The sequence below is a fragment of the Pseudorhizobium flavum genome, assembly GCF_044142885.1.
Taxonomy (GTDB): domain Bacteria; phylum Pseudomonadota; class Alphaproteobacteria; order Rhizobiales; family Rhizobiaceae; genus Neorhizobium; species Neorhizobium flavum.
On record NZ_JBIOKZ010000013.1, the window covers coordinates 64,936 to 75,092 of the forward strand.

At 61.5% G+C, this 10,157-nt stretch carries 13 protein-coding genes; 8 read left to right on the forward strand and 5 right to left on the reverse strand.

Features of this window, described 5'->3' with window-relative positions; all coding sequences use genetic code 11:
• Positions 1-9 precede the first annotated feature (9 nt).
• The 3 genes from ACEPP2_RS19215 to ACEPP2_RS19225 all read right to left on the reverse strand — a co-directional run bounded on the left by ACEPP2_RS19215 (position 10) and on the right by ACEPP2_RS19225 (position 1,535).
• Positions 10-483, reverse strand: coding sequence for a DUF2271 domain-containing protein (locus ACEPP2_RS19215; RefSeq protein ID WP_142589472.1), 474 nt, complete (start codon positions 481-483; stop codon positions 10-12).
• 30 nt (positions 484-513) lie between these two features.
• Positions 514-894, reverse strand: coding sequence for a hypothetical protein (locus ACEPP2_RS19220; protein ID WP_395517618.1), 381 nt, complete (start codon positions 892-894; stop codon positions 514-516).
• Positions 895-1,232: 338 nt separating this feature from the next.
• Entirely contained in the window at positions 1,233-1,535 is a 303-nt protein-coding gene (locus ACEPP2_RS19225) for a PepSY domain-containing protein (RefSeq protein ID WP_142589584.1), read from the reverse strand.
• Positions 1,536-1,672: 137 nt separating this feature from the next.
• Between ACEPP2_RS19225 and ACEPP2_RS19230 the strand changes: the two genes are divergently transcribed.
• From ACEPP2_RS19230 to ACEPP2_RS19260, 7 genes are all read left to right on the forward strand, one after another.
• The gene (locus ACEPP2_RS19230) at positions 1,673-2,332 is read left to right on the forward strand and encodes a response regulator transcription factor (protein ID WP_152341300.1); all 660 of its coding nucleotides are present in this window, start codon (positions 1,673-1,675) and stop codon (positions 2,330-2,332) included.
• Positions 2,329-3,681 (forward strand): sensor histidine kinase, encoded by a 1,353-nt coding sequence (locus tag ACEPP2_RS19235; RefSeq protein ID WP_395517619.1) that lies wholly within the window; start codon positions 2,329-2,331, stop codon positions 3,679-3,681. Before ACEPP2_RS19230 ends, ACEPP2_RS19235 begins: the two co-directional genes overlap by 4 nt.
• A 78-nt stretch (positions 3,682-3,759) precedes the next feature.
• The gene (locus tag ACEPP2_RS19240; protein ID WP_395517620.1) at positions 3,760-4,371 is read left to right on the forward strand and encodes a TetR/AcrR family transcriptional regulator; all 612 of its coding nucleotides are present in this window, start codon (positions 3,760-3,762) and stop codon (positions 4,369-4,371) included.
• Entirely contained in the window at positions 4,368-5,528 is a 1,161-nt protein-coding gene (locus tag ACEPP2_RS19245; RefSeq protein WP_395517621.1) for an efflux RND transporter periplasmic adaptor subunit, read from the forward strand. Before ACEPP2_RS19240 ends, ACEPP2_RS19245 begins: the two co-directional genes overlap by 4 nt.
• A complete protein-coding gene (locus ACEPP2_RS19250; protein ID WP_395517622.1) occupies positions 5,525-6,658 on the forward strand; it encodes an ABC transporter permease in 1,134 nt (377 codons plus the stop codon). Before ACEPP2_RS19245 ends, ACEPP2_RS19250 begins: the two co-directional genes overlap by 4 nt.
• A gap of 2 nt (positions 6,659-6,660) precedes the next feature.
• Positions 6,661-7,371, forward strand: coding sequence for an ABC transporter ATP-binding protein (locus ACEPP2_RS19255; RefSeq protein WP_395517623.1), 711 nt, complete (start codon positions 6,661-6,663; stop codon positions 7,369-7,371).
• A gap of 1 nt (position 7,372) precedes the next feature.
• Positions 7,373-7,897 carry a hypothetical protein gene (locus ACEPP2_RS19260; RefSeq protein WP_395517624.1) on the forward strand — a complete coding sequence of 175 codons (525 nt, stop codon included), beginning with the start codon at positions 7,373-7,375 and terminating at the stop codon, positions 7,895-7,897.
• A gap of 47 nt (positions 7,898-7,944) precedes the next feature.
• Here ACEPP2_RS19260 and ACEPP2_RS19265 read toward each other — a convergent pair whose 3' ends face one another.
• A complete protein-coding gene (locus ACEPP2_RS19265; protein WP_395517625.1) occupies positions 7,945-8,577 on the reverse strand; it encodes a tyrosine-type recombinase/integrase in 633 nt (210 codons plus the stop codon).
• A 249-nt stretch (positions 8,578-8,826) separates the two neighbouring features.
• Here ACEPP2_RS19265 and ACEPP2_RS19270 point away from each other — a divergent pair, with 249 nt between their 5' ends.
• Positions 8,827-9,762 carry a DMT family transporter gene (locus ACEPP2_RS19270; protein ID WP_395515780.1) on the forward strand — a complete coding sequence of 312 codons (936 nt, stop codon included), beginning with the start codon at positions 8,827-8,829 and terminating at the stop codon, positions 9,760-9,762.
• Between the two features lie 128 nt (positions 9,763-9,890).
• On the opposite strand, the gene ACEPP2_RS19275 is transcribed toward ACEPP2_RS19270, so the two are convergent.
• The coding region (locus ACEPP2_RS19275) for an MgtC/SapB family protein (RefSeq protein WP_395515781.1) at positions 9,891-10,157 on the reverse strand (267 nt) is incomplete at its 5' end.

Genomic DNA, 10,157 nt, shown 5'->3' on the forward strand with positions numbered 1-10,157 from the left:
GACCTGTCCTCACATGCCGTAGGCGAAGCTTGCCACGTAGCGGCGGCCGGAAACCGGTGTGCCCGCGCCTGCTGCCGTAAGAGGTACGGCAACCTCGTTGGGGCTGTCGCGCATGTCTTCGACCGCAGCATCGATATGCAGGGTGTAACCTGCATCGAACAGGGCATCCGCCAAGTCCAGCGTGATTTCGAGCGTTCGGCCCGCGCCGACACTGGCACCGGTGATTCCGTTGATCTGCGCCGGCTCCCCACCGGTCGCCCGATACCAGTCGCTCAGATGCTCATAGTACTTGGACTTCCCGCCGGCCATCCACAGGCTGCCGACATAGGCGCCGGAGGCATCGGTGACATAAAATGCCAGGTAGGCTCCATCGCCACCGTAGTTGCTGAGCGTTGTGGTCAAGGTAACCGGCCGAGCCGTTGCAAGGGCCGGCAGGGTGGTGAGGGCGGTTGTCAAAGCAAGTGCTGCGAGGAGAGCTCTCATGTTGCATTCCTTTCTTGTTACAGCTGGGGACTACTTCACCTGCACCTGGGGCGGAGTGCCGGTCCCGAAGAGGATGTTCTTGGGCGGTTCGCCGGTGCCGGAAGGGACCGGCCCGGGCGCACGCCGCCGCCGATCGTCGTCATCATCATCGTCATGATCATCGTCTTCATGATCATCGTCGTCGTCGTGATGATCGCGGCGCGAGGTCTCGCGGTGGCGCTCTCGACTTGACCGATCGTCGCTGCTCGCCACCTCAAAGGGCAAGCTGCGCCACCCGTCCACCAAGGCCGCCGTGGATGGACGCGATGCGCTGTCAGGCCTGTCGTCGGCGCGTGTCACGCTCCAGACCGGCACACCGACTGCGACGGCCAGTGCCGTGGAGGTGAACAGAATTGCAGCAATCTTCTTCATGGCAGGATCTCCTTTGGTCTGCTGGTGACCATCCTGGATCCGCGACCTGAGGCTTTGCTGACGGGTTTGCGGTTTTTGCTTCAGGTCGGCGTCAGGAAGATGAACCCGCCGAGGGCAAACCGTGTCGGATGTACGGGACGCTGCTCAGTGCCGATGGAAGGAGAAAAGAGACTTGGTTCGCACCTGACGGCACCGGTCGACACTTGCGCGCTGTGAAGGAGCGTCTCGTCTCGTCGCTTCGCCCCGTCCATAGGAAGCTCGAACCGGTCGTGAACGAGTATCCGCCGGAGCGGCTGGGGTTGTCAGCCACTCCGGTATAAGTAAGGAATCGGCTCAGTTCATTTGTCGCTGCGCCCGTTCCGGCCGCGACCTTCCTGTTTGTATTCGAGCTCCATGACCTGAAGCGTGCTGGGATGAACCGTCACTTCGATGCGTCGGCCCTGTCCGTCCGTGCCATCGATCTCGTAACAGCCGTCGTCGATCTTGATGCGCCGAACGGTCCAGCCTTTTTCGAGGGCAAGGCGCTGGACCGCTTCCCGCGGCTGCCACTCGGCCATCGGGACGAAGCAATCATCGTCTGCAACGGCTATGCCGGCAGGAAAGGCCGCGACAAAGGCGAGAATTGTCAGTGTCTTCTTCATGAGGGAAACTTCCATGGCGGCTACTTGAGCACTGTATGCGTGACGAAGCTGACGGCATCCTTAAGCTCCAGAAGCAACAGCTTCAGTTCCGTGTCAGCGAGATGGATCATTGGTCTTGCTGATATTAAGGAGTTCCAATGCGAATCCTGCTGATCGAAGACGATACAGTGCTAGGGGCCGCCGTACGCGACCAAGTCATGGCTGACGGTCACTCTGTCGACTGGGTCACGCGTCTGGATGCTGCAAGTGATGCAACCAAAGGCGCAGTCTACGATCTGATCCTGCTCGATCTGATGCTACCCGATGGGCGCGGGATCACCTTCCTGAAAACCCTACGGTCCCACGGCTCTGTCACGCCGGTGATCATCCTGACGGCGCTGGACCAGGTATCCGACCGGATCGAGGGGCTGAACGCTGGCGCCGATGATTATCTCGTAAAGCCGTTCGACCTTGCGGAGCTTTCCGCCCGGATCGGGTCCGTCGCCCGCCGTTACTCCGGCAATCCCAACCCGATTGTCGTGCACGGGCCCCTCGAAATCGATCTAGCGGCGCGGAGTGTCCATCGAGAAGGGAAACCGGTTCCCCTGACGGCGCGGGAATGGGCTCTTTTTGAAGCCTTCCTGGCCCGGCCTGGCCAGCTTCTGTCGAAGGCGCAACTGGAAGAGAAGATCTATGCATTCGACGCCGACGTCGAGAGCAACACCATTGAGGTTCACGTCAGCCGGCTGCGCAAGAAACTTGGCCCTCAGGTGATCGATACCGAACGGGGTCTCGGTTATCGGCTCGGCAGGCCATGAGACCGCTGCGAAGCCTCCAGACCCGCCTCGGGCTTTCACTCGGAATATTGCTGACCCTCCTTTGGCTGGCGGCGGCCTCGGTGACCGCGGTGACCCTGCAGCGCGAAATGGACGAGGTGTTTGATTCCGCCCTTCAGGAGACCGCGCAGCGAATCCTGCCCCTAGGCGTCGTCGATATTGTTGGTCGTGAATACGAGGGCGTGGCGCAACGCCTCGCGTCTATCCGCGACCACGAGGAGTTCTTCACCTATATCGTCCGCGACGAAGAGGGCCGTATCCTGCTGCAATCACATGCAGCCGAACCGACCTCCTTTCCACCTTGGGAGGGCCCGGGCTTCGGGCAGACGGCAACACACAGGCTCTATAGCGACGAGGCACTTCAGGGAACGATCCGGATCACCGTAGCCGAGCCGCTCGATCACCGAAGGGACGCAGCCCGCGAGATACAGATGGGCCTCGGCTTGCCTCTTTTGATCGTTATCCCCCTTGCGTTCCTGTTCGTCCTTCTGGCCGTGAAGGCAAGTCTTGCGCCGCTTCGACGCTTTCGCGATCTGCTGGAGGGGCGCAGCGCGCGCGACATGTCGCCCGTTCCCCCTGACAACTTCCCCGAAGAGATTGCGCCTGTGGCCACGACGCTGAACGGACTGCTCGAGCGGCTTAAAGCAGCGTTCGACGCAGAGCGCAGTTTCGCTGCCAATTCCGCGCATGAATTGCGCACGCCACTTGCTGGCGCCATTGCGCAGGCACAGCGCCTCAGGCTGGAAACACAGGATCAAGCGGCGGCAGCGCGGGCTGCTGAGATCGAAACCACGCTCAAGCGTCTCACCCGATTGTCCGAACGCCTGATGCAACTCGCGAGAGCTGAAGGAGGCCGGTTGCGGCTGGACCAGACGGGAGACCTTCGGATTGCTACGCGGATCGTGATCGATGACCTGGCGCGCTCCATCGACGCGGATCGCATTGTGCTGGAGCTTCCCGATCGCCCCGTGATGTCGGACCTTGATCCGGATGCCGTCGGGATCGTATTACGCAACCTCATCGAGAACGCCCTGCGTCACGGGGCGGACGGTCGCCCGATCAACGTATCGCTTCTCAGCGACGGCACACTGACGGTCGCCAACGAGGCACCTACCGTCCCCGAAGAGACCCTGTCGCGGCTTGCGACCCGCTTCGAGCGCGGGGGCCGGAGCACAGAAGGAAGCGGGCTGGGCCTCGCTATCGTTGCGGCAATCGCCGAGCGCATCGGCAGCAGACTAATTCTCAAGTCTCCCCGGGCGGGAGGAAAATCTGGTTTCCAGGCGAGCCTGCAGCTTCCGATTTTGAAGACACCGGCTGGCGGTGTCCAGTAGGTCCCTCACCCAGTGATACCTTCATTGACACACCAGAGAAAGTCAGTTAGTTATTAGACACTAACTGCAGCGATAGTCATGAGAAAAACAGCGGAAGAGCGCAAGGAGCAGATCCTCACGGTGGCACTTCGGCTTGCGGACGAGCTGGGGCCGGATCGGCTGACGACTGGCGCCGTAGCCAACGCCATCGGACTGACGCAACCGGCCATCTTCCGCCACTTCCCGACCAAGCAGGCCCTATGGGCGGCTCTGGCGGAAAGGATCCGCCGACGGATGAACTCGTCATGGCAAACCGCGCTGGGCGGTCAAACTGCCCCGGAGGCTCGAATTGCTGCGGTGATTAACACGCAATTGTACACCATTGCGGAAAACCCCGCGCTGCCTGCCATCCTCTTCTCGCGCGAACTGCAAGTGGAGAATGGCGAGCTGCGCAAGACATTTGCCGGAGCCATGGCTGCCTTCCGCAGTCTTCTGCACGATGAAGTCGCCAAAGGGCGTGACGCGGGAACATTCCGCCGTGATCTGGACCCATCCGACGCAGCTGCACTGCTTCTCTCGCTCGTCCAGGGGCTCGCGATCCGCTGGTCCCTTGGCGCCCGCGAATTTGATGTCAGGCAGGAAGGCGCGCACCTCCTCCAGGTGCAACTGCGGCTGTTTGCGGCTTCTCCCCCCGAGGACGGCGTACTATGAAGACGAAATCACTGACCTATCTCGCAGTTGCAGCGTTCGCGATCGTCGCAGGCGGCACCTATGCCTTTGTTGTTGCAAGGCCCCTACCCCTCCCCGTTGCTGCCAGCGAAAATGATGTCGCCATCCGGGTGTATGGCCTTGGCACGGTGGAAGCCCGGATCGTTTCCAGGATCGGGTTCCAGGTGGGCGCGGCGTTGACGCAACTCCACGTCGATGAGGGGGACGCCGTCACCCGGGGAGACCTGCTCGCAAGTCTCGATCAGGATGCCCAGGAAGCCCGCATGGCTCGAGCACAGGCGGCCGTGGATGCCGCTACGGCCAATCTCGCCAAGGCCGAGGCGAATGTTGGAAGGGCAGAAGCCGTTCTTGAGCAGAGGCGCGCAGCAAACGAACGACAACAGGAACTTGCGGGACGCAATGTGAGCTCTCGCCAGGTAGCCGAGGAAGCGAAACGGGATGTCGACGTTGCTTCGGCCGATGTCACCGTCGCACAGACGGACGTCTCAGTGATCAAGTCTCAGACAGAGGATGCCGCGGCGGCGCTGGCCTATGAACAGGCAATCCTGAAACAGCATACGCTCACGGCGCCCTTCGACGGAGTTGTCGTGGATCGGCATGTCGAGGCGGGAACGGTGGTCCGCGCCGGCGACGTCATCTACACGCTCATGGATCCGAAGAGCGTGTGGGTGCTTGCCTATATCGATGAGGAGCGCGCCGGTTCGCTGGCGGTGGGCCAGGATGCCGAGGTGCGCCTTCGGTCGATGCCCCATGATGTCTATCGCGGCAAGGTGGCCCGGATCGGCATAGAGAGCGACCGCGCCAACGAGGAACGGCGCGTCTGGATTGCGTGCGAGGTCTGCCCTCCCCGCGCCTATCTCGGTGAGCAGGCCGAAGTCCTGGTGACCGTGGCGAGGCTCGAAGAGGCACTTCTGGTGCCAGAGGCGGCAATCCGGGGATTCGACGGCCACAAGGGCAAGGTCTTCATCATCGAGGATGGTCGGCTGGTCGAGGTCGAACTGACATTCGGCCACCGTACCGACCAGGGCCGCGTGGAGGTGTCGGGCGGCTTGCCCGAAGGGGCAGTGATTGTCACCGCGCCCAGCCAAAGGCTGTCGGAGGGGCGCAAGGCACGCGCGATCGACGAGCGTTCACCATGAATCTTGCCTATCGCGACGTCCGCCACAACCTCTTCCGTTTCGTGCTGACCTGTCTCGGGCTCGGCTTGCTGATGGCGGTCGTCCTCGCCATGATGGGCATCTACAACGGCCTGGTCGCGGACGCGCTGAACATCGTGCGGGCTCCGCAGGCTGACCTGTGGGTGGTGGAAGCGGGCCGGCTCGGCCCATTCGCGGAACCCTCGAAGATACCCGCGAACACCCGTGAGGCCGTAGCGCGTCTGCATGGCGTGGACGATGCCGGCGGCATCACCTACCAGACCGTCGAGGCGCCCTTCGCCGGGCGTACCCTGAGACTCTACGTGATCGGTTACGAGCGTGGCCATCCCGGTGGTCCGCACAAGATCGTAGAAGGCCGGCAAATCGAGCGCAGCCATTTCGAGCTCGTCGTCGACCGCAAGGCGGGGCTTTTCGTCGGCGACCGGATCACCCTGGGTCGCAACCGCTATACCGTGGTCGGATTGATCGAGGACGCCGTTAATTCCGGCGGCGATCCCGTCGCCTATGTGACGCTGTCGGATGCGCAGGCACTCCAGTCTCAACTCGCTCCATCTGCGGCAAGGCTTCAGTCCGCCCGCGGGGACGCGTCGTCCAGCAGCAATACAATCGCGGCAGTGATCGCCCGGATCAAACCCGATGCGGATGTCGCATCGGTCGCGCAAACGGTGCGTCAATGGAAACACCTGTCCGCCATGACCCAGTTGGATCAGGAGGAGTTGCTGGTCCGATCCGTGGTCGATCGAGCCCGTCGCCAGATCGGGCTGTTCCTCGGGATCCTGCTGACCGTCTCAGCCGTTGTCATCGCCCTCATCGTCTACACGATGACCATGGAGAAGCTGAAGCAGATCGCCACCCTGAAACTGATTGGCGCGCCCGACCGCACAATCGTCGCGCTGATCGTGCAGCAGGCCGTAGCACTCGGGACCGTTGGATGGAGCCTCGGCCTGGTCCTGATCCTGCTGATCAAGGACTTCTTCCCGCGCCGGGTCATGCTCGAACCCATCAACGCACTTGCGCTGGCGGGCATCATCTTCGTGGTCTGCGTGCTTGCGAGCGGCCTCGGCGTGCGGGCAGCCCTCAAGGTCGATCCGGCAACGGCGATCGGAGGATGACCATGACCGATACCGAGAGGAAACCGGTCGTGGAAGTAGCCTCGCTCTCCAAACATTATGGCGAGGGCCCGACCCGGGTTGATGCCTTGCGCGATGTCGATCTGAAGGTCTCTCCGGGTGAGGTCGTGGCACTGCTCGGCCCTTCCGGATCAGGCAAGACGACCCTGCTCAACGTCATCGGCTGCATCATCGATCCAAGCGAAGGCCTCGTGCGGCTCGACGGGGAAACGGTTTACGACGATCGCTGGCTGAGGGGTGATCTCCGCCGCCTGCGGCTCGACAAGATCGGCTTTATCTTCCAGTTCCACAATCTCCTGCCCTTCCTCAACGCACGCGACAATGTCGCCCTTGTGCTGCACCTGGCCGGCAAACCGGCCGCCGAAGCGCAGCGGCGCGCCGTCGAACTTCTGGAACATCTCGAGGTGGGCCATCGCAAGGACGCCATGCCGGCGCTGCTGTCTGGAGGCGAAGCGCAGCGCGTCGCCATCGCCAGAGCGCTCGCCAACAGCCCGCGCATCATCCTCGCCGACGAACCGACCGCTGCACTTGATTCCAAAAGGGCCGGTATCGTCATGGATTTGCTTCGCAAGCTGGCCGCCGAGCACGACGCCTGCATCATCGCTGTCACCCACGACGAGAAGATCTATGATCGCTTCGACAGGCTGTACCATCTCCGAGATGGGCGTCTGGAAGGAATAGAAGGGACTGCATGACATGGATGAATCGCCCAAATTGCCGATGCACCTGAAAGTCCTCGCCGGAGTGGGGCTTGTATTTGGCGTGCTGACGGTCGTTTCAGGTGGAACTGCCCTCTTTGGGCCAGCGACGGCGACGGACGCCCTCGGAAATATCGTCCCCTTCGTGCTGTGGTTCAACTTCCTGGCCGGCTTCGCCTATGTCGCGGCTGGACTGGGTCTTCTCCTGCGCAAGGACTGGGCGGTCGGTCTGTCACTCGCCCTGTTCGTTGCGACGTTCCTGATCCTGGTGGGATTTGCCGTACATGTCGTCACGGGCGGTCCCTATGAAATGAGGACCGTCGGGGCGCTGCTTCTGCGCACCGCAGTCTGGGCGACAATTGTCCTCTTCGCCCGTCGCGCATCGTGGTACCGCCATCGCGATAATGTCCTCCGAGTATCGGAGGCCCCCTCTTTGGAGCTTCGGGCTTGTGTCCCGATCCCGCCTCGGCCGCTTCTGGGCAAGCGTAACGACGATCTCAATGACCGAAATGCAGGCGCATAGCTGCTTCTGAGAATGGCGGCCCCGCTTGGCGCGAGGCCGCGCATTTTTCAGATCTCTGTATGCTCTGCCAGTTCCGACGCGTCCTCTATGTCGACCCCCAAGTACCTGACGGTGTTCTCGATCTTGGTGTGTCCGAGCAGGATCTGGATTGCACGCAGGTTGCCCGTGGCCTTGTAGATCATCGCAGCTTTTGTGCGTCGAAGCGAGTGCGTGCCGTAGTCTTCCCGGCGAAGCCCGATCGCAGTGACCCACTCATCGATTAGCCTAGCGTACTGTCGAGTGCTGAGATTTTTGGCAGGATCAATTCGACTGGGAAAGGCATAGTCATAAACTGTACCTCCTCTCCGCTGAAGCCAGGCAAGCAGGCTTGCCCTGACCTCGGTCGTAATCTCGAACTGCACGGGGCGTCCAGTCTTCTGCTGGACGACCATCGCCCGAGTTCGAATGTCGTGGCCGGTGACGAGTGTCCCGATCTTCAGCTTTACCAGATCGCAGCCACGGAGCTTGCTGTCGATGGCAAGATCGAAAAGCGCCCGGTCTCGCATCCTACCTTCTCGATCCAAGAAGAAGCGAAGTGCCCAAATCTGGCGCTGCTTCAGGGGTTTCTTGATGCCGACTTGGCGACCGGCGTTCCAGGCCGGCCGACCGAGCGCGGTAGGATCGTATTGTGCGATACCCATTTTCGTTCTCCTTTGGCCACCATGGCCGCGGGAAGAACGCATAGATCCCAGCTTCAAGGGGGCCGACAGCGGACTGTCCACTTCCGCTGTGGGATTTCGAGAAGCCGGCTTTCAGCTGGAAAATGCGGGGGCGCGAAGCGGAGATCATTTCCGTTATGAGACTCCCTGTGCGCCTCCCTCATAATCATTCCACGACAACGCGTGCTCGAGCATTTATCCACAAGCGTTCGTCTGGTATCTGCTCAGGTCATGCCCCCGCCCGGTCCCTCCCCCGCTCCTGCGCTCTCCAACGTCCATGCTCGAGGACGTGAGAAGCTGCTTGCTCATCTCGCCATGCTGTTGTTCGCCTCACTCATCGCGGGATCATTCTCGTTCGGCGGCATGGCGGCGCAACATCTGGACTCCGGGCCGCTGACATTGATGCGCTACCTCATGACGGTGGCAGTGATGGGCGTTCTGACGTTCTGGATCATGAGGGTCCCGTTCGCGCTGCCTCGAGCCATCTGGAGATATGCAGTCCTCGGCGGTCTCATAGCAACGTACATGCTCACGATGTTCATCGCGCTGGAGTTCACCAGCCCGGTCCAGACAGGAGCAGTCTTCACCCTCATGCCGCTGATCAGCGCAGGGTTCGCGCTGATGTTCATCGGCCAACGGACACGACCAGACGTCCTGGCTGCTCTTGTCACGGCGGGGCTTGGAGCCATCTGGGTCATATTTCGCGCCGACGTTCAGGCACTGCTTTCGTTCGATATCGGACGCGGCGAGCTGATTTTCCTGGCTGGTGTGATCGGCCATGCTGCCTACGTGCCGCTGCTGAGAAAACTATCCCGGGGGGAGAACCCCGTATTGTTCGGTTTCTGGATTATCGTGTTCACGGTGCCATGGCTGGTGCCGACGGGTGCACGCGAGCTGGCCTCGCTGGAGTTTAGAGCGCTGCCACTGTCGGTCTGGGCCACCCTTGCCTACCTTTCCATCGTGACGACTGCCTTTACCTTCCTACTGCTTCAGTACGCGTCCATGCGTCTACCGGCTGCCAAAGTCCTTGGTTATGGATATTTGACGCCCAGCTTCGTGATCGTGCTTGAGGGGCTTCTGGGGCACGGGTGGGTTGCTCCCCCGGTCATCCTCGGCGCCCTCGTGACTGCGGCAGGACTCATAGTCATGGGCGTTCTGAAGGACTAAAGCATCCCTCCCCCGGAGATGTCACAGGCGACCTTGAATGGTGAAGCGGGAGGAATTTGCTTTCGAAGCACCTAATCCGGCTTCGAGGTCCTAGCTGACGGAGTGCGATATCGGGACGATGTATCTGCTCAACTTGGATCAGACTCGTTCGGGCCTGATTTCTTCGCGGACAGCTTTGGAAGCATAGCGGGTACTGCCGCGAGAATGATCAAGACCACGAAGGTTGACAGGACGGCGGTTGCTTCCAATCCCAGGCCCGCTATCACTCCAATTCCTGCCGTCGCCCAGATGTTCGCTGCCGTCGTTAAACCCTCGACCTCCCGCCGCGCTGCACGAACCATGATCGCGCCCGCACCGAGAAAGCCGATCCCTTGTACAATGCCCTGCAGCACGCG

What these genes read in the sequence shown, in the direction of transcription:
- ACEPP2_RS19250 (WP_395517622.1), top strand. Translation starts at nt 5,525, where the DNA reads ATGAATCTTGCCTATCGCGACGTCCGCCACAACCTCTTCCGTTTCGTG.
- ACEPP2_RS19245 (WP_395517621.1), top strand. Translation starts at nt 4,368, where the DNA reads ATGAAGACGAAATCACTGACCTATCTCGCAGTTGCAGCGTTCGCGATC.
- ACEPP2_RS19265 (WP_395517625.1), bottom strand. Translation starts at nt 8,577, where the DNA reads ATGGGTATCGCACAATACGATCCTACCGCGCTCGGTCGGCCGGCCTGG.
- ACEPP2_RS19235 (WP_395517619.1), top strand. Translation starts at nt 2,329, where the DNA reads ATGAGACCGCTGCGAAGCCTCCAGACCCGCCTCGGGCTTTCACTCGGA.
- ACEPP2_RS19255 (WP_395517623.1), top strand. Translation starts at nt 6,661, where the DNA reads ATGACCGATACCGAGAGGAAACCGGTCGTGGAAGTAGCCTCGCTCTCC.
- ACEPP2_RS19270 (WP_395515780.1), top strand. Translation starts at nt 8,827, where the DNA reads ATGCCCCCGCCCGGTCCCTCCCCCGCTCCTGCGCTCTCCAACGTCCAT.
- ACEPP2_RS19230 (WP_152341300.1), top strand. Translation starts at nt 1,673, where the DNA reads ATGCGAATCCTGCTGATCGAAGACGATACAGTGCTAGGGGCCGCCGTA.
- ACEPP2_RS19240 (WP_395517620.1), top strand. Translation starts at nt 3,760, where the DNA reads ATGAGAAAAACAGCGGAAGAGCGCAAGGAGCAGATCCTCACGGTGGCA.
- ACEPP2_RS19220 (WP_395517618.1), bottom strand. Translation starts at nt 894, where the DNA reads ATGAAGAAGATTGCTGCAATTCTGTTCACCTCCACGGCACTGGCCGTC.
- ACEPP2_RS19225 (WP_142589584.1), bottom strand. Translation starts at nt 1,535, where the DNA reads ATGAAGAAGACACTGACAATTCTCGCCTTTGTCGCGGCCTTTCCTGCC.
- ACEPP2_RS19215 (WP_142589472.1), bottom strand. Translation starts at nt 483, where the DNA reads ATGAGAGCTCTCCTCGCAGCACTTGCTTTGACAACCGCCCTCACCACC.
- ACEPP2_RS19260 (WP_395517624.1), top strand. Translation starts at nt 7,373, where the DNA reads ATGGATGAATCGCCCAAATTGCCGATGCACCTGAAAGTCCTCGCCGGA.